This window comes from Citrobacter sp. MGH106 (genome assembly GCF_001037495.1).
Lineage (GTDB): Bacteria > Pseudomonadota > Gammaproteobacteria > Enterobacterales > Enterobacteriaceae > Citrobacter > Citrobacter murliniae.
The window spans coordinates 706,000-729,163 of record NZ_KQ089823.1 but is presented as its reverse complement, the minus strand read 5'-3'; the positions used below and the strand labels follow the sequence as shown (position 1 = coordinate 729,163).

The window sequence follows — 23,164 nt, the reverse complement described above, 5'->3', positions numbered from 1 at the left end:
ATCATGTAAGAGCATAAGTATTTTACGAGCCATTACGTAATGTGAAAAACGGGAGCTTGTCGTCAGGCTGCCGTTTTTTTATTTTGTCTCCGTCAGTCACGGAAGCTGACCAGGGCAGAAGTTATCTTCCTCATTTTGCCCTGCCTTCACCTCGACAGATCTTACCTGGTTCTGTGAAAAATATCGTTCCAGCCGCACCACCGGTAAATTAATACCCATCCTATATGGCTGGGTGGCGTCGCAAGCAAATTATCCGGCCAACAACAGCATTTCTTCAGGCAAAAAAAACCCGCCGAAGCGGGTTTTTTATTACGGTCAACAACGATTAATCGTTATCAGAACCACCCAGACCTGCGTTCAGCAGTTCTGCCAGGCTGGCAGATGCATCTTCCGCAGTAACCTGAGGTGCTGCTGGCAGTTCGCCCGCAGCACGACGGCGCATACGATCCTGATGGTACGCATAACCGGTACCAGCTGGGATCAGACGACCCACGATGACGTTCTCTTTCAGACCGCGCAGTTCGTCGCGTTTGCCCGCAACGGCTGCTTCGGTCAGCACGCGAGTAGTCTCCTGGAACGATGCCGCAGAGATGAAGGACTCGGTTGCCAGAGATGCCTTGGTGATACCCAGCAGATCGCGGGAGAAAGTCGCCGCAACTTTGCCGTTCGCTTCCAGTTCGCGGTTAGCGATCTTGACGCGGGAGTATTCAACCTGCTCGCCTTCGAGGAAGTCGGAGCTACCAGCACTTTCGATGGTCGCTTTACGCAGCATCTGACGAACGATAACTTCGATGTGTTTATCGTTAATCTTAACGCCTTGCAGACGGTAAACGTCCTGTACTTCGTTGGTGATGTAACGCGTTACCGCGTGTACGCCACGAAGACGCAGGATGTCGTGTGGCGCTTCCGGACCGTCGGAAACCACATCACCACGTTCTACACGTTCACCTTCGAACACGTTGAGCTGACGCCATTTCGGAATCATCTCTTCGTACGGTTCGCTGCCGTCTAACGGAGTAATAACCAGGCGACGCTTCCCTTTGGTTTCTTTACCGAAGGAAATGATACCGCTGATTTCCGCCAGGATTGCCGGCTCTTTCGGACGACGAGCTTCGAACAGGTCCGCAACGCGCGGCAGACCACCGGTAATATCCTTGGTACCGCCTGATTCCTGAGGAACACGCGCCAGGGTGTCACCTGAGCTGATCTGCACGCCATCTTCCAGCTGAACAATCGCTTTACCCGGCAGAAAGTACTGAGCAGGCATATCGGTACCTGGGATCAGAACGTCGTTGCCCTGGGCATCAACAATTTTCAGTGCCGGACGCAGGTCTTTACCACCCGCAGTACGCTCTGCAGAATCCAGAACCACCAGAGAAGACAGACCGGTCAGCTCGTCGGTCTGACGAGTAATGGTCTGGCCGTCGATCATGTCAGTGAAGCGGACAAAACCACTCACTTCGGTGATAACCGGCATGGTGTGCGGATCCCAGTTTGCAACGGTTTCGCCGCCAGCAACCTGTTCGCCATCACCTTTCGCCATAACGGAGCCGTAAGGCACTTTATAGCTTTCTTTGGTACGACCGAATTCGTCGATCAGTTTCAGTTCGGTGTTACGTGAGGTGATAACCAGTTTACCGCTGGAGTTCACAACCGACTTCGCATTGCTCAGACGGATGCTACCTTTGTTTTTCACCTGGATGCTGGATTCAGCAGCCGCACGAGATGCCGCACCACCGATGTGGAACGTACGCATCGTCAGCTGTGTACCCGGCTCACCGATGGACTGTGCCGCGATAACGCCGATTGCTTCACCTTTGTTGATGATGTGGCCACGCGCCAGGTCACGACCATAGCAGTGCGCACATACACCAAAGTCGGTGTCACAGGATACGACGGAACGTACTTTGACGGAGTCAACGGAGTTCTCTTCCAGCAGATCACACCACTGCTCGTGCAGCAGGGTGTTGCGTGGAACCAGAATATCCGCCGTACCCGGCTTCAGAACGTCTTCAGCAGTCACACGACCCAGAACGCGATCACGCAGCGGCTCTTTAACATCACCACCCTCGATAACCGGGGTCATGGTGATACCTTCCAGAGTGCCACAATCGTCTTCAGTGACAACCAGATCCTGCGCGACGTCAACCAGACGACGAGTCAGATAACCGGAGTTAGCTGTTTTCAGTGCGGTATCCGCCAGACCTTTACGAGCACCGTGAGTAGAGATGAAGTACTGGAGTACGTTCAGACCTTCACGGAAGTTCGCGGTGATCGGCGTTTCGATGATGGAGCCATCCGGCTTCGCCATCAGACCACGCATACCTGCCAGCTGACGAATCTGTGCTGCAGAACCACGCGCACCGGAGTCGGCCATCATGTAAATGCTGTTGAAGGAAACCTGCTGCTCTTCGACGCCGTCACGGTTAATAACGGTTTCAGTTTGCAGGTTATCCATCATCGCTTTGGATACACGATCGTTCGCCGCAGCCCAGATATCGATAACTTTGTTGTAACGTTCGCCTGCGGTTACCAGACCAGACTGGAACTGCTCCTGGATCTCAGCAACTTCAGCTTCCGCTTCAGAGATGATCTCGTGTTTCTTCTCTGGGATGACCATGTCATCAATACCAACAGATGCACCTGAACGCGCTGCATAAGCAAAGCCGGTGTACATTGTCTGGTCAGCGAAGATAACGGTCGGCTTCAGGCCCAGAATGCGGTAACAGGTGTTCAGCATTTTGGAGATTGCTTTCTTGCCCAGCGCCTGGTTGACGATGGAGAAAGGCAGACCTTTCGGTACGATCATCCACAAAATAGCACGGCCAACGGTCGTGTCTTTCAGGCTGGTTTTCGCAACGAATTCGCCGTTTTCATCTTTTTCATATTCGGTGATACGCACTTTAACGCGCGCATGCAGAGAGGCCAGACCTGCGCGATAGATACGCTCAGCTTCTTTCGGGCCAGTCAACACCATGCCTTCGCCTTTGGCGTTAACACAGTCACGGGTCATGTAGTACAGACCCAATACAACGTCCTGAGACGGAACGATGATAGGTTCGCCGTTCGCCGGAGACAGAATGTTGTTGGTAGACATCATCAGCGCACGCGCTTCGAGCTGGGCTTCCAGCGTCAGCGGTACGTGAACAGCCATCTGGTCACCATCGAAGTCGGCGTTATACGCCGCACAAACCAGCGGGTGCAGCTGGATAGCTTTACCTTCGATCAGTACCGGTTCAAATGCCTGGATACCCAGACGGTGCAGTGTTGGTGCACGGTTCAGCAGTACCGGGTGTTCGCGGATAACTTCGTCCAGGATATCCCAAACGACAGCTTCCTCACGCTCAACCATTTTCTTAGCGGCTTTGATGGTGGTGGCGAGGCCACGCAGTTCCAGCTTGCCGTAAATGAACGGTTTGAACAGTTCCAGTGCCATTTTCTTAGGCAGACCGCACTGATGCAGACGCAGGTATGGACCTACGGTGATTACAGAACGACCAGAGTAGTCAACACGCTTACCGAGCAGGTTCTGACGGAAACGACCCTGTTTACCTTTGATCATATCGGCCAAAGATTTCAGAGGACGTTTGTTAGAACCGGTGATCGCACGACCGCGACGACCGTTATCCAGCAGGGCGTCGACCGCTTCCTGCAGCATACGTTTTTCGTTGCGTACGATGATGTCCGGCGCAGCCAGATCCAGCAGACGTTTCAGACGGTTGTTACGGTTGATAACGCGACGATACAGATCGTTCAGATCCGACGTTGCGAAACGACCACCATCCAGCGGAACCAGCGGACGCAGATCTGGCGGCAGAACCGGCAGAACGGTCAGAATCATCCACTCTGGCTTGTTACCAGACTGTACGAACGCTTCCAGCAGTTTGATACGCTTGGTCAGCTTTTTACGCTTGGTTTCGGAGTTGGTTTCGTTCAGCTCTTCACGCAGAGTTTCACACTCTTGCTCCAGATCCATGCTTTTCAGCAGAGCCTGGATAGCTTCCGCACCCATCTTCGCGTCGAATTCGTCACCGAACTCTTCCAGCGCATCCAGATACTGCTCTTCAGTCAGGATCTGTTGGCGTTCCAGGTTAGTCATACCGCCTTCGATTACCACATAAGATTCGAAGTACAGTACGCGCTCGATATCGCGCAGCGGCATATCAAGCAGCAGGCCGATACGGGACGGCAGAGATTTCAGGAACCAGATGTGAGCGGTCGGAGATGCCAGCTCGATGTGGCCCATACGCTCACGGCGTACTTTAGTCTGGGTCACTTCAACGCCGCACTTCTCACAGATCACACCACGGTGTTTCAGGCGCTTGTACTTACCGCACAGGCACTCGTAATCTTTTACTGGCCCAAAGATACGGGCGCAGAAAAGGCCGTCACGCTCAGGTTTGAACGTACGGTAGTTGATGGTTTCCGGCTTCTTAACTTCACCAAAGGACCATGAACGGATCATGTCTGGCGATGCCAGAGCAATTTTGATCGCATCAAACTCTTCGGTTTTAGTTTGCGCTTTCAGAAACTTTAATAAGTCTTTCACGGATTTGCTCCCGTCGGAGTTAGCACAATCTGGTGCTGGCTGTTACGCCAGCACCAGTGACCTGTATGAGCGAGAGTTACTCGTCTTCCAGCTCGATGTTGATACCCAGCGAACGAATCTCTTTCAACAATACGTTGAAGGATTCCGGCATGCCTGGTTCCATCTGATGGTTGCCGTCCACGATGTTTTTATACATCTTGGTACGACCATTTACGTCATCAGACTTAACGGTGAGCATTTCCTGCAGGGTGTATGCTGCGCCATATGCTTCCAGCGCCCACACTTCCATCTCCCCGAAGCGCTGACCACCGAACTGAGCCTTACCACCCAGCGGCTGCTGAGTAACCAGGCTGTAAGAACCGGTAGAACGCGCATGCATCTTGTCATCAACCAGGTGGTTCAGTTTCAGCATGTACATGTAGCCAACGGTAACCTGGCGCTCGAATTGCTCACCGGTACGACCGTCGAACAGTGTGATCTGACCGGAAGTCGGCAGGCCACCCAGCTGTAACAGTTCCTTGATTTCAGACTCTTTCGCACCGTCGAAGACCGGCGTTGCGATCGGCATACCTTTTTTCAGGTTTTCAGCCAGACGCAGAACTTCTTCATCGCTGAAGGTACTCAGGTCAACTTTCTGACGAACGTCGGCACCCAGATCATAGGCACGCTGGATGAACTCGCGCAGTTTCGCGACTTCTTGCTGCTGTTTCAGCATGGCGTTGATCTTATCGCCAATACCTTTCGCAGCCATACCCAGGTGGGTTTCCAGAATCTGACCGATGTTCATACGAGATGGTACGCCCAGCGGGTTCAGCACGATGTCTACCGGCGTACCGTTAGCATCATGAGGCATATCTTCGATCGGGTTGATCTTAGAAATTACACCCTTGTTACCGTGACGACCTGCCATCTTATCACCAGGCTGGATCCGACGTTTAACCGCCAGATACACCTTAACAATCTTCAGCACGCCTGGTGCCAGATCGTCGCCCTGAGTGATTTTACGGCGTTTCGCTTCGAGTTTTTTCTCGAACTCGTGTTTCAGTTCGTCGTACTGCTCAGCCAGCTGTTCCAGCTGATTTTGTTTCTCTTCGTCGGTCAAGCCGAGTTCCAGCCAGCGATCGCGAGGCAGTTTGTCGAGCTTCTCAGCTTCAACGCCACCGGCAACCAGCACCGCGTAGATACGACTGAACAGGCCAGCTTCGAGGATCTGCAGTTCTTCAGACAGGTCTTTCTTAGCCTGTTTCAGCTGCATCTCTTCGATTTCCAGCGCACGTTTGTCTTTCTCTACGCCATCGCGAGTAAAGACCTGAACGTCGATAATCGTACCGGAAACACCGTTTGGTACGCGCAGAGAAGAGTCTTTAACATCAGACGCTTTCTCACCGAAGATCGCACGCAGCAGCTTCTCTTCTGGCGTCAGCTGGGTTTCACCTTTCGGCGTTACCTTACCAACCAGAATGTCGCCACCGGTCACTTCTGCACCAATGTAAACGATACCGGACTCATCCAGTTTGGAGAGCGCAGCTTCACCCACGTTCGGGATGTCAGCGGTGATCTCTTCCGGCCCCAGCTTGGTGTCACGGGACACACATGCCAGTTCCTGAATATGGATGGTGGTGAAACGGTCTTCCTGAACAACACGCTCGGAAACGAGGATGGAGTCTTCGAAGTTATAGCCGTTCCACGGCATGAACGCGACGCGCATGTTCTGACCGAGCGCCAGTTCACCGAGGTCGGTGGACGGACCGTCTGCCAGTACATCACCACGTTCGACCGGCTCACCCAGGGACACACAAGGCATTTGGTTGATACAGGTGTTCTGGTTAGAACGGGTGTATTTGGTCAGGTTATAAATGTCGATACCTGCTTCGCCCGGGTACATCTCGTCTTCGTTAACTTTGATAACGATACGGGAAGCATCCACGTACTGAACGGTACCGCCACGTTTAGCAACTGCAGTAACACCGGAGTCAACGGCAACAGCACGTTCCATACCGGTACCAACCAGCGGCTTATCAGCGCGCAGAGTTGGAACGGCCTGACGTTGCATGTTCGCACCCATCAATGCACGGTTGGCGTCATCGTGTTCCAGGAACGGGATCAGGGACGCACCGACGGAAACCACCTGTTGGGTGGATACGTCCATGTAGTCAACCTGGTCGCGGCTGAACAAGCTGGATTCGCCTTTGCTACGACAAGTTACCAGGTCTTCTACAAAGTGGCCTTCGTCATCCAGGTTGGAGTTCGCCTGAGCGATAACGTAGTTGCCTTCTTCGATAGCAGACAGGTAATGAATTTCGTCAGTTACAACACCGTCGGTCACTTTACGGTACGGAGTCTCAAGGAAACCGTATTCGTTAGTCTGTGCGTACACGGACAGGGAGTTGATCAGACCGATGTTCGGACCTTCAGGCGTTTCGATTGGGCATACGCGACCATAGTGAGTCGGGTGTACGTCTCGAACTTCGAAGCCTGCACGTTCACGGGTCAGACCGCCTGGGCCGAGTGCAGAGATACGACGTTTGTGCGTAATCTCAGACAGCGGGTTGTTCTGGTCCATAAACTGAGACAGCTGGCTGGAACCAAAGAACTCTTTCACTGCTGCAGAAATCGGTTTGGCGTTGATCATATCCTGAGGCATCAGGGTATCCAGATCGCCCAGAGACAGACGCTCTTTCACCGCACGCTCTACACGTACCAGGCCAACGCGGAACTGGTTTTCCGCCATTTCGCCTACGGAACGGATACGACGGTTACCGAGGTGGTCGATATCATCGACTTCGCCTTTACCGTTACGGATATCGATGAGCTTCTTCATCACGTCAATGATGTCGTCTTTGCTCAGGATGCCAGAACCTTCGATTTCGTCGCGCAGCAGAGAACGGTTGAACTTCATACGACCAACCGCAGAGAGATCATAGCGGTCTTCGGAGAAGAACAGGTTCTCGAACAGGCTTTCAGCAGCTTCACGAGTCGGCGGCTCACCAGGACGCATCATGCGGTAGATTTCTACCAGTGCGCTCAGACGATCGTTTGTTGGGTCGACGCGTACAGTTTCAGAAATGTACGGACCGTGGTCCAGATCGTTAGTGAACAGCGTTTCGATACGCTTGTGACCAGACTGGCTCAGCTTAGCCAGCAGATCCAAGCTCAGCTCCATGTTAGCTGCGCAGATCAGCTCGCCAGTGGATTCATCAACGTAGTCTTTAGACGCAACTTTACCAGCAATGTACTCAACCGGAACTTCGATATGTTTGATATCGTCTTTTTCCAGCTGGCGAATGTGGCGCGCAGTGATGCGACGGCCTTTTTCGACGTAGATTTTGCCGTTAGCTTCGATGTCAAAGGAGGCGGTTTCACCACGCAGGCGTTCCGGCACCAGTTCCATCTGCAACTTATTGTCGCGGATCTCAAAGACGACTTTTTCAAAGAACAGATCCAGAATCTGCTCAGTGGTGTAGTTCAGCGCACGCAGAATAATGGTCGCAGGCAGTTTGCGGCGACGGTCAATACGTACGAACAGGTTGTCCTTCGGATCGAATTCGAAGTCCAGCCAGGAACCACGGTAAGGAATGATGCGCGCGTTATACAGCACTTTACCCGAAGAGTGGGTTTTACCTTTGTCGGAGTCAAAGAAGACGCCAGGACTACGGTGCAGCTGAGAAACGATAACACGTTCAGTACCGTTGATTACAAAGGTACCGTTGTCAGTCATGAGCGGAATTTCGCCCATGTAGACTTCTTGTTCTTTAATGTCTTTTACGGTGCCTTCCGGCGCTTCGCGCTCGTAGATCACCAGACGCAGTTTTACGCGCAGCGGTGCGGAATAGGTCACGCCACGAATCTGACATTCCTGAACGTCAAACACCGGTTCGCCAAGGCGATAGCTGACGTATTGCAGCTCGGAGTTACCGCTATAGCTCTGAATCGGGAAAACGGAACGGAAAGCTGCTTCCAGACCATACTGCCCTTCAGGATCTTGCTCGATGAACTTCTGAAACGAGTCAAGCTGGATAGAAAGGAGATAAGGTATGTCCAACACTTGTGGACGTTTACCAAAATCCTTACGAATACGTTTTTTCTCGGTATAGGAGTAAACCATTAGGGTTCCTCAGCTCGCTGACAAGTCGACCCATCTGTCCGACGAAGGGACAGTTTGTGCAACACTATTTTGTTGACCGGAAAATCGAATACTTTCCGCAATGCCTGTTGCTATCACGCTTAAACCATTTCATTGCGATTTACACAGAACTAACGCTCTGTCGCAGTATATTAAGGCGTCGATAGAAACAAGCATTGAAAGGCACAGCAGTAGTCAAACAGTGTGAAATGCTACTGGCGCCTTACAGCGCAAAAAGGCTGGTGACTAAAAAGTCACCAGCCATCAGCCTAATTGCTTAGGCTGCAACCAGAAAAGTTGGCTTATTTAACTTCAACTTCAGCGCCAGCTTCTTCCAGAGATTTTTTCAGTGCTTCTGCGTCGTCTTTGCTCACGCCTTCTTTCAGAGCAGCCGGTGCAGATTCTACCAGGTCTTTAGCTTCTTTCAGACCCAGGCCAGTTGCGCCACGTACTGCTTTGATAACAGCAACTTTGTTAGCGCCAGCAGCTTTCAGAATTACGTCGAATTCAGTTTTTTCTTCAGCTACTTCAGCCGGGCCAGCAGCTACAGCTACAGCAGCAGCAGCGGAAACACCGAATTTTTCTTCCATTGCAGAAATCAGTTCTACAACGTCCATTACGGACATAGCGGATACTGCTTCAATGATTTGATCTTTAGTGATAGACATTTAAATTGTTCCTGAAAATCAGAATAAGTTTATACGTAAGCAGATGCTTGATAAAGATAACTGCGATTAAGCAGCTTCTTTCGCATCGCGAACAGCAGCCAGAGTGCGAACCAGTTTGCCAGCCGAAGCTTCTTTCATGGTTGCCATCAGGCGTGCAATTGCTTCTTCGTAGGTCGGCAGAGTTGCCAGGCGATCGATTTGCGATGCCGGGATCAATTCACCTTCAAAGGCTGCGGCTTTGACCTCAAATTTTGCATTCGCTTTCGCGAAATCTTTGAACAGACGAGCAGCTGCGCCCGGGTGTTCCATAGAATATGCAATCAGGGTCGGACCAACGAACGCGTCTTTCAGGCACTCAAACTGAGTACCTTCAACAACACGGCGCAGCAGGGTGTTACGAACAACACGCATGTATACGCCGGCTTCGCGACCTGCTTTACGCAGTTCAGTCATTTTGTCTACAGTTACGCCACGGGAATCCGCAACTACTGCAGACAGCGCGCCTTTGGCTACTTCGCTGACTTCAGCAACAATCGCTTGTTTGTCTTGAAGATTTAAAGCCATTAGCTTTGCTCCTGGATGTTTGCCGGAACTCATGTTCCGGAACTCACTTCACTCTTCCCAACGGACAGAGCGTCTAAATACGGTGAGCAGAAACAAGCCAGAGTATCAGAAATAATCTTAGCGTTCTGTCACCGTCTACGCAGGGCATTAAGCTTCTTACGAAACACCTGCGGTCTTCGACGGAGGCCTGGATAGGCCAGGCTCCAACGAACAAATCTGTTTATTTGCTAACTTTCGTTAGCAAACGTGGGGGTAGAATTGTAGACAAATTCACCGCCCACGTAAAGCTAATCTTAGCTGTTCGCAGACGCGCTCAGACCAGCTTGATCAACGGCAACGCCAGCACCCATGGTGGTGGAGAGGCTAACTTTCTTGATGTACACGCCTTTTGCCTGAGTTGGTTTCGCTTTTTTCAGCGCAACCAGCAGAGCTTCCAGGTTTTCTTTCAGTTTGTCAGCGTCAAAATCCACTTTACCAATGGTAGTGTGGATGATGCCGTTTTTGTCGTTACGGTAACGAACCTGACCCGCTTTAGCGTTCTTAACCGCTTCAGCAACGTTCGGAGTTACAGTACCAACTTTCGGGTTTGGCATCAGGCCACGCGGACCCAGAACCTGACCCAGCTGGCCAACAACGCGCATTGCATCCGGGGAAGCAATAACAACGTCAAAGTTCATTTCGCCTTTCTTGATCTGGTCAGCCAGATCTTCCATACCTACCAGCTCAGCGCCTGCAGCTTTAGCAGCTTCAGCGTTTGCACCCTGGGTAAATACGGCTACGCGAACGGAACGGCCAGTACCGTGCGGCAGTACAGTTGCACCACGTACGTTCTGGTCAGATTTACGAGCATCGATGCCGAGGTTAACAGCAACGTCCACGCTTTCTACGAATTTAGCAGTGGCCAGCTCTTTCAGCAGAGCAATAGCTTCGTTGATGTCATACTGTTTAGTTGCATCAACTTTGTCACGGATCACGCGCATACGCTTGGTCAGTTTAGCCATTTCTTAGTCCTCCACTACCAGGCCCATGGAACGTGCAGTACCTTCAATGGAGCGAGTCATCGCTTCAATGTCGGAACCAGTCATGTCGGCAGCTTTGGTCTGCGCGATTTCCTGCAGCTGAGCGCGGGAAATTTTACCCACTTTGTCTTTGTTCGGCTTACCGGAACCAGACTTGATACCAGCCGCTTTCTTCAGCAGAACTGCTGCCGGAGGCGTTTTGGTAACGAAAGTGAAAGAACGGTCAGCATAAACGGTGATAACAACCGGGATCGGCAGACCTTTTTCCATGGAATCAGTTTTTGCGTTGAACGCTTTGCAGAATTCCATGATGTTCACGCCTTGTTGACCCAGTGCTGGACCTACCGGCGGACTCGGGTTAGCCATACCAGCTGCAACCTGCAGCTTGACATAGGCTTGGACTTTCTTAGCCATTCTAAATTCCTCTAGTTGGGTTATAACGCCTCAGAGAGGCTCCCCGTGATAAAATTCGTTTTACGGATGCTATCCATAAAAACAAAAGGCGCGAAATTGTATTCCAATCTCGCGCCTTGTGCAACGATTAAATCGCCGCTTTTTTGATCGACGTGTTAGGCTTTTTCAACCTGAGCGAAGTCCAGTTCAACCGGAGTCGCACGACCGAAGATAGAAACAGAAACTTTCAGACGAGACTTCTCGTAATCGACTTCTTCAACAACACCGTTAAAGTCAGCAAACGGACCGTCACTAACGCGAACCATTTCACCCGGCTCGAACATCGTTTTCGGACGCGGTTTATCACCAACCTGCTGCAGACGGTTCATGATCGCATCAACTTCTTTGTCGCTGATTGGCGCCGGACGGTCAGATGTACCGCCGATAAAGCCCATCACACGCGGCACACTGCGCACCAGGTGCCAGCTTGCATCGTTCATCACCATCTGGACCAGTACATAGCCCGGGAAGAATTTGCGTTCGCTTTTACGACGCTGGCCACCACGGATTTCGACCACTTCTTCGGTCGGCACCATGACTTCGCCAAACAACTCTTCCATATTTTGTAACTTGATATATTCACGCAGCGATGTAGCTACGCGACCTTCAAAACCGGAAAACGCCTGAACGACGTACCAGCGCTTTTTAGGGGCTTCAGACATCTTAGAACCTCAGGCCAGTGATAAAGGATACCAGGCGAACCAGAATACCATCCAGTCCCCACAGGATCAGTGACATTACTGCGGTAACCGCAGCCACAATCAGCGTGGTGTGCAATGTTTCCTGGCGAGTCGGCCAAATGACCTTACGGACTTCGGTTCTCGCTTCACGGGCAAAAGCAACGGTCGCTTTACCTTTTGTTGTCAACAGCGCGACACCACCCGCTGCAGCAATCAGAATCACTACGGCCAGCGCACGCAGCGGCAACATCATGTCACGATAGAGGTAGTTGCCAACGATAGCTACAAGCAGCAATACAGCGACAACAACCCACTTCATCGCTTCCAGGCCGCGCCCGCTTCCTTGAGCTTCGGTATTCGCACTCATAAACCAACCTGTCAGAAGTATTCTACAAACATTTTCACCCCGCGTAAGCGAGGCGATCCAAACCGAAATGCTCTGGTGCGTTTCGGACTAAACGCCCTCTTCAGAGCCTGTCTCAGCAATGATTATGACAAAAAAAATCACTGATGAGCCAGGTTCTGGTGTGAAAGCGTGCAAAAAGGGCATCAAATGATGCCCTTTTATTGCGCATTGCGTCAAATGTTATCGGCAATTAGCTCATTACTTTGGCAACAACGCCCGCGCCAACGGTACGGCCGCCTTCACGGATTGCGAAACGCAGACCGTCGTCCATCGCGATCGGGTGGATCAGGGTAACAACCATTTTGATGTTGTCGCCCGGCATTACCATCTCTACGCCTTCTGGCAGTTCGATGGTACCAGTCACGTCAGTAGTACGGAAGTAGAACTGCGGACGGTAGCCTTTGAAGAACGGAGTATGACGGCCGCCTTCGTCTTTGGACAGAATGTACACTTCAGATTCGAACTTGGTGTGCGGCTTGATTGAACCCGGCTTAGCCAGTACCTGACCACGTTCGATTTCTTCACGTTTGATACCACGCAGCAGAACACCAACGTTCTCACCAGCACGGCCTTCGTCCAGCAGTTTGCGGAACATTTCAACGCCAGTACAGGTAGACTTAGCAGTCTCTTTGATACCAACGATTTCAACTTCTTCACCAACTTTGATGATACCGCGCTCTACACGACCGGTAACAACGGTACCACGACCGGAGATGGAGAATACGTCTTCGATAGGCAGCAGGAACGGCTTGTCAATCGCACGCTCTGGTTCCGGGATGTAAGAATCCAGGAAGCCAGCCAGTTCGATGATTTTCGCTTCCCACTCTGCTTCGCCTTCCAGCGCTTTCAGAGCAGAACCACGAACGATCGGAGTGTCGTCGCCCGGGAAATCGTACTGAGACAGAAGTTCACGAACTTCCATTTCTACCAGTTCCAGCAGCTCTTCGTCATCAACCATGTCGCATTTGTTCAGGAACACGATGATGTACGGAACGCCTACCTGACGACCCAGCAGGATGTGCTCACGAGTCTGCGGCATCGGGCCGTCAGTCGCAGCAACAACCAGGATCGCGCCGTCCATCTGCGCAGCACCGGTGATCATGTTTTTAACATAGTCGGCGTGGCCCGGGCAGTCTACGTGCGCGTAGTGGCGAGTCGGGGTGTCATATTCAACGTGAGAAGTGTTGATGGTGATACCACGAGCTTTTTCTTCCGGAGCGTTATCGATCTGATCGAATGCGCGAGCAGCACCGCCGTAGGTTTTAGCCAGAACGGTAGTGATTGCAGCGGTCAGCGTTGTTTTACCATGGTCAACGTGGCCGATAGTACCGACGTTAACGTGCGGTTTTGTACGTTCAAATTTTTCTTTAGACATCGATTGTCCCTCTAAGACACGGATAAATCGGTGATATCACCACATCAACCAGGCAATATACCTGAGCTGTTGAATGCTTTTAAAAGTAAACAGAGAGAAACGGGAAGGAGAAGTGAAGTGGTGCTGATACCCAGAGTCGAACTGGGGACCTCACCCTTACCAAGGGTGCGCTCTACCAACTGAGCCATATCAGCACGTCTGGAGCGGGCAGCGGGAATCGAACCCGCATCATCAGCTTGGAAGGCTGAGGTAATAGCCATTATACGATGCCCGCATCCTGAAACTCGGCTACCCAGTTCTTTCTGTAACAAAAAAGAGATTCTCTCTTCTTCGTACGAGCTGATTAATTTTTTAACCAACTCAGGCGGCGATAACGCTGCCAGAAAGTGGTGGTGGGGGAAGGATTCGAACCTTCGAAGTCTGTGACGGCAGATTTACAGTCTGCTCCCTTTGGCCGCTCGGGAACCCCACCGGACTTGATGGTGCCGACTACCGGAATCGAACTGGTGACCTACTGATTACAAGTCAGTTGCTCTACCTACTGAGCTAAGTCGGCATCAAGTAGCGCGCATTTTATGGAGACCTGCGTGCGCATGCAACTAAAAAATTGCATAAAATGTTCTATCGCTCACATTTTGCACTATACGACCGATAAATAATCTATTCGCACTGTGGATTGAGCAAATTTCCAGCGGTCGTTACCCTTTAATGGAGGCATTTTGCTTCACAGCGTGTTTACCTGCAGACAGAAAGTGCATCTTTATATATATGGAATGCCCGTCACATTGCTTTTCAGGTGATGATTTTTTCTTATTATTCGCCCCCATCTGGTGTTACCCTCCTGCCCATTGTCCAAATTAACTGAAATGTGACGTGCCATTGCGTGCCGGGGATGATTCGTTTTTACCACTGACCTGATACAGCAATGACAGCCAGACCATGCGTATGAGTATAAAAGAGCAAGCGTTAATGACGCCTTACCTACAGTTTGATCGCAACCAGTGGGCTGCGCTTCGTGATTCCGTGCCAATGACTCTGACCGAGGACGAGATTGCTCGTCTGAAAGGCATTAATGAAGACCTGTCGCTGGAAGAAGTTGCCGAAATTTATTTGCCTCTGTCGCGTTTACTAAATTTTTATATCAGTTCAAATCTGCGCCGCCAGGCTGTTCTGGAGCAATTCCTGGGCACTAACGGCGAACGTATTCCTTATATCATCAGTATTGCTGGCAGTGTCGCGGTTGGTAAAAGTACGACTGCGCGTGTCCTGCAGGCATTGTTGAGTCGCTGGCCAGAGCATCGCAAGGTTGAGTTGATTACTACCGATGGCTTTCTTCACCCCAATCAGGTGTTGAAAGATCGTGGACTAATGAAGAAGAAAGGCTTCCCTGAGTCCTATGATATGCATCGTCTGGTAAAATTCGTTTCCGATATTAAATCAGGTGTACCAAACGTCACGGCCCCGGTCTATTCACATCTAATTTATGACGTGATTCCTGATGGTGACAAAACTGTCGCACAGCCCGATATATTGATCCTCGAAGGATTAAATGTATTACAAAGCGGGATGGATTATCCTCACGATCCACATCATGTATTTGTTTCTGACTTTGTCGATTTCTCTATTTACGTGGACGCGCCAGAAGAATTACTCCAGACGTGGTATATCAACCGTTTCCTGAAATTCCGCGAAGGGGCATTTACCAATCCGGATTCTTATTTCCATAACTATGCGAAATTATCAGAAGATGAGGCCATTAATACGGCCACCTCTCTTTGGAAAGAAATTAACTGGCTGAATTTAAAGCAAAATATATTACCTACGCGTGAGCGTGCCAGCTTGATTATGACTAAAAGTGGCAACCATGCCGTTGAGCAAGTCAGACTACGAAAATAATAAAAAAGGGGGAGCAACGGCTCCCCTTTTTATTATTCTGCACTTCTGAGTGATATTTCTCCGCCCATCCATGGTTTTATCACACCATCTTGCTCAAGCAATAGTGCGCCTTGCGCATCTATTCCCCTGGATATACCAAATATTTCTTTATCCCCGATAATCAGCTTAACGGGCCGATTGATAAAGTTATCCAGTTTTTTCCAACGGGACAGATAAGGCGCTAATCCCTCTTGCTCAAACAGTACCAGCGCAGCACGTAGATCACGGATCAGCCGGGCAGCAAGTGTATTGCGGTCAATGTTAATTCCGGCTTCCTGGAGGTTAATCCATCCTTGATTTACCACATCCTCTTCGACCCGGCGCATGGCCATGTTAATACCTGCACCAATAACAATCTGCGCTGCATCGCCCGTCTTACCAGTGAGTTCAACCAGAATGCCCGCCAGTTTCCGGTCGAGCAGATAGAGATCGTTAGGCCATTTCACACGAACCTGATCAGCACCCAGATCGCGTAAAACCTCTGCCATGACGATACCAATAACCAGACTCAGGCCAATTGCTGCTGCCGGCCCCTGCTCCAGACGCCAGAACATTGACAGATACAGGTTAGCGCCAAACGGCGAAAACCATTTTCGCCCGCGACGTCCACGCCCGGCCTGCTGATATTCAGCGACACAGGCATCGCCTGACTCCAGTTGGCTAATTCGGTCCAGCAGATATTGGTTGGTTGAATCGATAACGGGTAAGACGGTTACATTTCCGCTATTCAGCTGGGAATGAATAAGTGCTGAATCCAACAGCTGGATAGGCTCCGGTAGGCTGTATCCTTTACCAGGAACAGTAAATACATCAACACCCCAGTCGCGCAATGTCTGAACGTGTTTATTGATAGCCGCACGACTCATTCCAAGTTTTTCACCAAGCTGTTCGCCTGAATGAAATTCACCATCTGCTAATAACGAGATGAGCGTCAGGGGTACGGTATTATCCTTCATGTAATAATCTCCACGGCATTCACTTCCCCCTGAGGTCCAATAAACCTCACTTCCGGTTCGAGCCAGACATTGAATTTTTCACCTACTTTTTGACGGACATAATGTGCAAGCTGAATAACATCCTGGCTCGTTGCATTGTCAGCATTAATCAGTACCAGTGCCTGCTGCTGATGTACTGCAGCCCCACCAATACGCATACCTTTTAGCTGGCACTGATCGATGAGCCAGCCAGCGGCCAGTTTTACGGAACCATCCGCCTGAGGATAATGAGGCGCAGTGGGGAATTGCGAAAGCAAAATCTTTGCCACTTCAGCTGTAACAACCGGGTTTTTAAAGAAGCTTCCCGCATTACCGTGCACTTTCGGATCAGGTAGTTTTGTTGTGCGCATGTGGCAGACGGATTCAAACACCTGCAGAGGAGTCACCGTAACAGGATCAAGGCGAGCTAAGTCACCGTAGGTCAACACCGGCTGCCATTGTTTAGGCAAGCGCAGACCAACAGCCACAATTGCAAAACGATCCTGGTACTCATGTTTGAAGATGCTATCACGGTAACCAAAGCGACATTCTGCGGCATTGACGCGCAATTGCTTGGCTGTGGACAGTTCAACACAGTCAACATATTCACAGACACGTTGTAACTCTACGCCATAAGCACCAATATTCTGGATAGGTGAAGAGCCAACGCAACCGGGAATTAATGCCAGATTTTCCAGCCCCGGCATGCCAAGCTGCAGCGTATGCTGTACCAGGTTGTGCCAGTTTTCACCAGCCCCCACATGTAAATGCCACGCGTCAGGTTGTTCTGTAACCTCAATGCCCTTGATGCGGTTGATAATTACCGCACCATGGAAGGAATCAAGGAACAGGACATTACTCCCTTCGCCCAGGATCAGTACTGGATAATGTAATGCGTTAGCTGATTGCCAGGCACTAAGTAGTTGTTGCTCGTTTTCGGCGCAGACAAGCTCGTTAGCATATTGATCGATACCGAAGGTATTCCAGGCTTTAAGGGAGTGATTCATAGACGCTTTCCTGATGCAAAATCGCGTTTAGTTTACCGCATATGCCGCAGGATGGCTTGTGTTATGGAAGAGTGGTTGTGTTGTGCCGGACGGCAGTATTTCCTGCAGTCCGCAGACGCAAAAAAGCCCATCCGGCAGGATGGGCTTCTTCACTGATTTGATGCCTGGCAGTTCCCTACTCTCGCATGGGGAGACCCCACACTACCATCGGCGCTACGGCGTTTCACTTCTGAGTTCGGCATGGGGTCAGGTGGGACCACCGCGCTACAGCCGCCAGGCAAATTCTGTTTATCAACACGCTTTCGCATGTCAATTTAATCTGTATCAAGCTGAAATTTCGTCTCTTCGCCAAAACAGCTTCGGCGTTGTAAGGTTAAGCCTCACGGTTCATTAGTATCGGTTAGCTCAATGTATCGCTACACTTACACACCCGACCTATCAACGTCGTCGTCTTCAACGTTCCTTCAGGAGACTTAAAGTCTCAGGGAGAACTCATCTCGGGGCAAGTTTCGTGCTTAGATGCTTTCAGCACTTATCTCTTCCGCATTTAGCTACCGGGCAATGCCATTGGCATGACAACCCGAACACCAGTGATGCGTCCACTCCGGTCCTCTCGTACTAGGAGCAGCCCCCCTCAATTCTCCAGCGCCCACGGCAGATAGGGACCGAACTGTCTCACGACGTTCTAAACCCAGCTCGCGTACCACTTTAAATGGCGAACAGCCATACCCTTGGGACCTACTTCAGCCCCAGGATGTGATGAGCCGACATCGAGGTGCCAAACACCGCCGTCGATATGAACTCTTGGGCGGTATCAGCCTGTTATCCCCGGAGTACCTTTTATCCGTTGAGCGATGGCCCTTCCATTCAGAACCACCGGATCACTAAGACCTGCTTTCGCACCTGCTCGAGCCGTCACTCTCGCAGTCAAGCTAGCTTATGCCTTTGCACTAACCTCCTGATGTCCGACCAGGATTAGCTAACCTTCGTGCTCCTCCGTTACTCTTTAGGAGGAGACCGCCCCAGTCAAACTACCCACCAGACACTGTCCGCAACCCGGATTACGGGTCTACGTTAGAACACCAGCCATTAAAGGGTGGTATTTCAAGGTTGGCTCCATGCAGACTGGCGTCCACACTTCAAAGCCTCCCACCTATCCTACACATCAAGGACCAGTGTTCAGTGTCAAGCTATAGTAAAGGTTCACGGGGTCTTTCCGTCTTGCCGCGGGTACACTGCATCTTCACAGCGAGTTCAATTTCACTGAGTCTCGGGTGGAGACAGCCTGGCCATCATTACGCCATTCGTGCAGGTCGGAACTTACCCGACAAGGAATTTCGCTACCTTAGGACCGTTATAGTTACGGCCGCCGTTTACCGGGGCTTCGATCAAGAGCTTCTCCTTACGGATAACCCCATCAATTAACCTTCCGGCACCGGGCAGGCGTCACACCGTATACGTCCACTTTCGTGTTTGCACAGTGCTGTGTTTTTAATAAACAGTTGCAGCCAGCTGGTATCTTCGACTGATTTCAGCTCCATGAGTAAATCACTTCACCTACATATCAGCGTGCCTTCTCCCGAAGTTACGGCACCATTTTGCCTAGTTCCTTCACCCGAGTTCTCTCAAGCGCCTTGGTATTCTCTACCTGACCACCTGTGTCGGTTTGGGGTACGATTTCGTGTTACCTGATGCTTAGAGGCTTTTCCTGGAAGCAGGGCATTTGTTACTTCAGCACCGTAGTGCCTCGTCATCACACCTCAGCGTTAAAAGGTACCGGATTTACCTGGAACCTCCGCCTACATGCTTAAACCGGGACAACCGTCGCCCGGCTAACATAGCCTTCTCCGTCCCCCCTTCGCAGTAACACCAAGTACAGGAATATTAACCTGTTTCCCATCGACTACGCCTTTCGGCCTCGCCTTAGGGGTCGACTCACCCTGCCCCGATTAACGTTGGACAGGAACCCTTGGTCTTCCGGCGTGCGGGTTTTTCACCCGCATTATCGTTACTTATGTCAGCATTCGCACTTCTGATACCTCCAGCACCCCTCACAGGACACCTTCAACGGCTTACAGAACGCTCCCCTACCCAACAACACATAGTGTCGCTGCCGCAGCTTCGGTGCATGGTTTAGCCCCGTTACATCTTCCGCGCAGGCCGACTCGACCAGTGAGCTATTACGCTTTCTTTAAATGATGGCTGCTTCTAAGCCAACATCCTGGCTGTCTGTGCCTTCCCACATCGTTTCCCACTTAACCATGACTTTGGGACCTTAGCTGGCGGTCTGGGTTGTTTCCCTCTTCACGACGGACGTTAGCACCCGCCGTGTGTCTCCCGTGATAACATTCTTCGGTATTCGCAGTTTGCATCGGGTTGGTAAGTCGGGATGACCCCCTAGCCGAAACAGTGCTCTACCCCCGAAGATGAGTTCACGAGGCGCTACCTAAATAGCTTTCGGGGAGAACCAGCTATCTCCCGGTTTGATTGGCCTTTCACCCCCAGCCACAAGTCATCCGCTAATTTTTCAACATTAGTCGGTTCGGTCCTCCAGTTAGTGTTACCCAACCTTCAACCTGCCCATGGCTAGATCACCGGGTTTCGGGTCTATACCCTGCAACTTAACGCCCAGTTAAGACTCGGTTTCCCTTCGGCTCCCCTATTCGGTTAACCTTGCTACAGAATATAAGTCGCTGACCCATTATACAAAAGGTACGCAGTCACCCCATAAAGAGGCTCCCACTGCTTGTACGTACACGGTTTCAGGTTCTTTTTCACTCCCCTCGCCGGGGTTCTTTTCGCCTTTCCCTCACGGTACTGGTTCACTATCGGTCAGTCAGGAGTATTTAGCCTTGGAGGATGGTCCCCCCATATTCAGACAGGATACCACGTGTCCCGCCCTACTCTTCGAGTTCACAACACGTGTGATTTTGTGTACGGGACTATCACCCTGTACCGTCGGACTTTCCAGACCGTTCCACTACCACACATGCTGATTCAGACTCTGGGCTGCTCCCCGTTCGCTCGCCGCTACTGGGGGAATCTCGGTTGATTTCTTTTCCTCGGGGTACTTAGATGTTTCAGTTCCCCCGGTTCGCTTCATTACGCTATGTATTCACGCAATGATAGTGTGACGAATCACACTGGGTTTCCCCATTCGGAAATCGCCGGTTATAACGGTTCATATCACCTTACCGACGCTTATCGCAGATTAGCACGTCCTTCATCGCCTCTGACTGCCAGGGCATCCACCGTGTACGCTTAGTCGCTTAACCTCACAACCCGAAGATGTTTCGTAAAACATTTCGACTTGCGAAAATTTGAGAGACTCGAACACACCATTTATCTGTTCTTATTACGGAGAACAGACACAGTGTGTCGTTTCAATTTTCAGCTTGATCCAGATTTTTAAAGAGCGAAACTTCGCAGTGAACCTTTTCAGGTACACTCTGAAGTTTTCTTGGTATTTTTGCAGTAAGTAATGGTGGAGCTATGCGGGATCGAACCGCAGACCTCCTGCGTGCAAAGCAGGCGCTCTCCCAGCTGAGCTATAGCCCCATCGAAGTCATCTCGTTCACCTCAATTCGTTTCCGGGCGCGGCGTGGCGAAGCGAAGCATACTGAAGTATGCGAGCTTTGGCACAACAAAGCGCGGGAGCGAATTTGGTAGGCCTGAGTGGACTTGAACCACCGACCTCACCCTTATCAGGGGTGCGCTCTAACCACCTGAGCTACAAGCCTGCAGAGATTTCTTACTGCTAATTTTCATCAGACAATCTGTGTGGACACTACAAGGAACGGTTCTTTAAGGTAAGGAGGTGATCCAACCGCAGGTTCCCCTACGGTTACCTTGTTACGACTTCACCCCAGTCATGAATCACAAAGTGGTAAGCGCCCTCCCGAAGGTTAAGCTACCTACTTCTTTTGCAACCCACTCCCATGGTGTGACGGGCGGTGTGTACAAGGCCCGGGAACGTATTCACCGTGGCATTCTGATCCACGATTACTAGCGATTCCGACTTCATGGAGTCGAGTTGCAGACTCCAATCCGGACTACGACATACTTTATGAGGTCCGCTTGCTCTCGCGAGGTCGCTTCTCTTTGTATATGCCATTGTAGCACGTGTGTAGCCCTACTCGTAAGGGCCATGATGACTTGACGTCATCCCCACCTTCCTCCAGTTTATCACTGGCAGTCTCCTTTGAGTTCCCGGCCGGACCGCTGGCAACAAAGGATAAGGGTTGCGCTCGTTGCGGGACTTAACCCAACATTTCACAACACGAGCTGACGACAGCCATGCAGCACCTGTCTCAGAGTTCCCGAAGGCACCAAAGCATCTCTGCTAAGTTCTCTGGATGTCAAGAGTAGGTAAGGTTCTTCGCGTTGCATCGAATTAAACCACATGCTCCACCGCTTGTGCGGGCCCCCGTCAATTCATTTGAGTTTTAACCTTGCGGCCGTACTCCCCAGGCGGTCGACTTAACGCGTTAGCTCCGGAAGCCACGCCTCAAGGGCACAACCTCCAAGTCGACATCGTTTACGGCGTGGACTACCAGGGTATCTAATCCTGTTTGCTCCCCACGCTTTCGCACCTGAGCGTCAGTCTTTGTCCAGGGGGCCGCCTTCGCCACCGGTATTCCTCCAGATCTCTACGCATTTCACCGCTACACCTGGAATTCTACCCCCCTCTACAAGACTCTAGCCTGCCAGTTTCGGATGCAGTTCCCAGGTTGAGCCCGGGGATTTCACATCCGACTTGACAGACCGCCTGCGTGCGCTTTACGCCCAGTAATTCCGATTAACGCTTGCACCCTCCGTATTACCGCGGCTGCTGGCACGGAGTTAGCCGGTGCTTCTTCTGCGAGTAACGTCAATTGCTGAGGTTATTAACCTCAACACCTTCCTCCTCGCTGAAAGTACTTTACAACCCGAAGGCCTTCTTCATACACGCGGCATGGCTGCATCAGGCTTGCGCCCATTGTGCAATATTCCCCACTGCTGCCTCCCGTAGGAGTCTGGACCGTGTCTCAGTTCCAGTGTGGCTGGTCATCCTCTCAGACCAGCTAGGGATCGTCGCCTAGGTGAGCCGTTACCCCACCTACTAGCTAATCCCATCTGGGCACATCCGATGGCAAGAGGCCCGAAGGTCCCCCTCTTTGGTCTTGCGACGTTATGCGGTATTAGCTACCGTTTCCAGTAGTTATCCCCCTCCATCGGGCAGTTTCCCAGACATTACTCACCCGTCCGCCACTCGTCACCCAAGGAGCAAGCTCCTCTGTGCTACCGTTCGACTTGCATGTGTTAGGCCTGCCGCCAGCGTTCAATCTGAGCCATGATCAAACTCTTCAATTTAAGTTTGATGCTCGTGAATTAAACTTCGTAATGAATTACGTGTTCACTCAGAGACTTGG

General features: G+C 51.2%; 12 protein-coding genes, 6 tRNA genes, 3 rRNA genes and 1 pseudogene. 2 read left to right on the top strand and 20 right to left on the bottom strand.

The genetic code is table 11. From position 1 onward, the window contains the following. Nucleotides 1–325 precede the first annotated feature (325 nt). The 13 genes from rpoC to SK36_RS22905 form a co-directional block, all read right to left on the bottom strand. Nucleotides 326–4,549 (bottom strand): DNA-directed RNA polymerase subunit beta', encoded by a 4,224-nt coding sequence (gene rpoC / locus SK36_RS22965; RefSeq protein WP_045438350.1) that lies wholly within the window; start codon nt 4,547–4,549, stop codon nt 326–328. 76 nt (nt 4,550–4,625) lie between these two features. Then, nucleotides 4,626–8,654 (bottom strand): DNA-directed RNA polymerase subunit beta, encoded by a 4,029-nt coding sequence (rpoB, locus tag SK36_RS22960; RefSeq protein ID WP_048223455.1) that lies wholly within the window; start codon nt 8,652–8,654, stop codon nt 4,626–4,628. Nucleotides 8,655–8,974: 320 nt separating this feature from the next. Further along, on the bottom strand, nt 8,975–9,340 hold the full coding sequence (gene rplL, locus SK36_RS22955) for a 50S ribosomal protein L7/L12 (protein ID WP_045438343.1): 366 nt from the start codon (nt 9,338–9,340) through the stop codon (nt 8,975–8,977). A gap of 66 nt (nt 9,341–9,406) precedes the next feature. Next, on the bottom strand, nt 9,407–9,904 hold the full coding sequence (rplJ, locus tag SK36_RS22950; protein WP_007704673.1) for a 50S ribosomal protein L10: 498 nt from the start codon (nt 9,902–9,904) through the stop codon (nt 9,407–9,409). Between the two features lie 293 nt (nt 9,905–10,197). Further along, nucleotides 10,198–10,905, bottom strand: a complete 708-nt coding sequence (gene rplA / locus SK36_RS22945) for a 50S ribosomal protein L1 (RefSeq protein WP_045438335.1) — start codon at nt 10,903–10,905, stop codon at nt 10,198–10,200. A 3-nt stretch (nt 10,906–10,908) separates the two neighbouring features. After that, the gene (gene rplK / locus SK36_RS22940) at nt 10,909–11,337 is read right to left on the bottom strand and encodes a 50S ribosomal protein L11 (protein ID WP_003033122.1); all 429 of its coding nucleotides are present in this window, start codon (nt 11,335–11,337) and stop codon (nt 10,909–10,911) included. A gap of 155 nt (nt 11,338–11,492) precedes the next feature. Continuing rightward, a complete protein-coding gene (nusG, locus tag SK36_RS22935) occupies nt 11,493–12,038 on the bottom strand; it encodes a transcription termination/antitermination protein NusG (RefSeq protein WP_003033125.1) in 546 nt (181 codons plus the stop codon). Between the two features lies 1 nt (nt 12,039). Then, nucleotides 12,040–12,423 (bottom strand): preprotein translocase subunit SecE, encoded by a 384-nt coding sequence (gene secE, locus SK36_RS22930; RefSeq protein WP_003033128.1) that lies wholly within the window; start codon nt 12,421–12,423, stop codon nt 12,040–12,042. Between the two features lie 229 nt (nt 12,424–12,652). Next, nucleotides 12,653–13,837, bottom strand: a complete 1,185-nt coding sequence (gene tuf, locus SK36_RS22925) for an elongation factor Tu (RefSeq protein ID WP_003031109.1) — start codon at nt 13,835–13,837, stop codon at nt 12,653–12,655. Nucleotides 13,838–13,955: 118 nt separating this feature from the next. Continuing rightward, a tRNA-Thr gene (locus tag SK36_RS22920) sits at nt 13,956–14,031 on the bottom strand. A 5-nt stretch (nt 14,032–14,036) separates the two neighbouring features. Then, nucleotides 14,037–14,111: transfer RNA gene (locus SK36_RS22915), tRNA-Gly, on the bottom strand. A 113-nt stretch (nt 14,112–14,224) separates the two neighbouring features. Beyond that, a tRNA-Tyr gene (locus SK36_RS22910) sits at nt 14,225–14,309 on the bottom strand. An 8-nt stretch (nt 14,310–14,317) separates the two neighbouring features. Further along, nucleotides 14,318–14,393 (bottom strand) — tRNA-Thr (locus SK36_RS22905). A gap of 19 nt (nt 14,394–14,412) precedes the next feature. Here SK36_RS22905 and SK36_RS25120 point away from each other — a divergent pair. Further along, nucleotides 14,413–14,493, top strand: a pseudogene (locus tag SK36_RS25120) (hypothetical protein); the annotation flags it as partial. Between the two features lie 289 nt (nt 14,494–14,782). Then, nucleotides 14,783–15,733, top strand: a complete 951-nt coding sequence (coaA, locus tag SK36_RS22900) for a type I pantothenate kinase (RefSeq protein ID WP_045449387.1) — start codon at nt 14,783–14,785, stop codon at nt 15,731–15,733. Nucleotides 15,734–15,765: 32 nt separating this feature from the next. On the opposite strand, the gene birA is transcribed toward coaA, so the two are convergent. From birA to SK36_RS22865, 7 genes are all read right to left on the bottom strand, one after another. Beyond that, the gene (gene birA / locus SK36_RS22895; protein WP_045438322.1) at nt 15,766–16,728 is read right to left on the bottom strand and encodes a bifunctional biotin--[acetyl-CoA-carboxylase] ligase/biotin operon repressor BirA; all 963 of its coding nucleotides are present in this window, start codon (nt 16,726–16,728) and stop codon (nt 15,766–15,768) included. Continuing rightward, nucleotides 16,725–17,753, bottom strand: coding sequence for a UDP-N-acetylmuramate dehydrogenase (murB, locus tag SK36_RS22890; RefSeq protein ID WP_048223451.1), 1,029 nt, complete (start codon nt 17,751–17,753; stop codon nt 16,725–16,727). Before murB ends, birA begins: the two co-directional genes overlap by 4 nt. A 162-nt stretch (nt 17,754–17,915) precedes the next feature. Next, a 5S ribosomal RNA gene (rrf, locus tag SK36_RS22885) occupies nt 17,916–18,031 on the bottom strand. Between the two features lie 91 nt (nt 18,032–18,122). Further along, nucleotides 18,123–21,028: ribosomal RNA gene (locus tag SK36_RS22880) — 23S ribosomal RNA — on the bottom strand. Between the two features lie 207 nt (nt 21,029–21,235). Then, nucleotides 21,236–21,311 (bottom strand) — tRNA-Ala (locus SK36_RS22875). Nucleotides 21,312–21,416: 105 nt separating this feature from the next. Continuing rightward, nucleotides 21,417–21,493 (bottom strand) — tRNA-Ile (locus SK36_RS22870). A gap of 70 nt (nt 21,494–21,563) precedes the next feature. Beyond that, a 16S ribosomal RNA gene (locus SK36_RS22865) occupies nt 21,564–23,105 on the bottom strand. The 16S, 23S and 5S rRNA genes sit together here with 2 tRNA genes alongside, the layout of an rRNA operon. Between the last annotated feature and the right edge of the window lie 59 nt (nt 23,106–23,164).

Bases quoted from the DNA above. Each gene is read 5' to 3' on its own strand.
- rpoB (WP_048223455.1), bottom strand. From the start codon at position 8,654: ATGGTTTACTCCTATACCGAGAAAAAACGTATTCGTAAGGATTTTGGT.
- rplL (WP_045438343.1), bottom strand. From the start codon at position 9,340: ATGTCTATCACTAAAGATCAAATCATTGAAGCAGTATCCGCTATGTCC.
- rplJ (WP_007704673.1), bottom strand. From the start codon at position 9,904: ATGGCTTTAAATCTTCAAGACAAACAAGCGATTGTTGCTGAAGTCAGC.
- rplA (WP_045438335.1), bottom strand. From the start codon at position 10,905: ATGGCTAAACTGACCAAGCGTATGCGCGTGATCCGTGACAAAGTTGAT.
- rplK (WP_003033122.1), bottom strand. From the start codon at position 11,337: ATGGCTAAGAAAGTCCAAGCCTATGTCAAGCTGCAGGTTGCAGCTGGT.
- nusG (WP_003033125.1), bottom strand. From the start codon at position 12,038: ATGTCTGAAGCCCCTAAAAAGCGCTGGTACGTCGTTCAGGCGTTTTCC.
- secE (WP_003033128.1), bottom strand. From the start codon at position 12,423: ATGAGTGCGAATACCGAAGCTCAAGGAAGCGGGCGCGGCCTGGAAGCG.
- tuf (WP_003031109.1), bottom strand. From the start codon at position 13,837: ATGTCTAAAGAAAAATTTGAACGTACAAAACCGCACGTTAACGTCGGT.
- coaA (WP_045449387.1), top strand. From the start codon at position 14,783: ATGAGTATAAAAGAGCAAGCGTTAATGACGCCTTACCTACAGTTTGAT.
- birA (WP_045438322.1), bottom strand. From the start codon at position 16,728: ATGAAGGATAATACCGTACCCCTGACGCTCATCTCGTTATTAGCAGAT.
- murB (WP_048223451.1), bottom strand. From the start codon at position 17,753: ATGAATCACTCCCTTAAAGCCTGGAATACCTTCGGTATCGATCAATAT.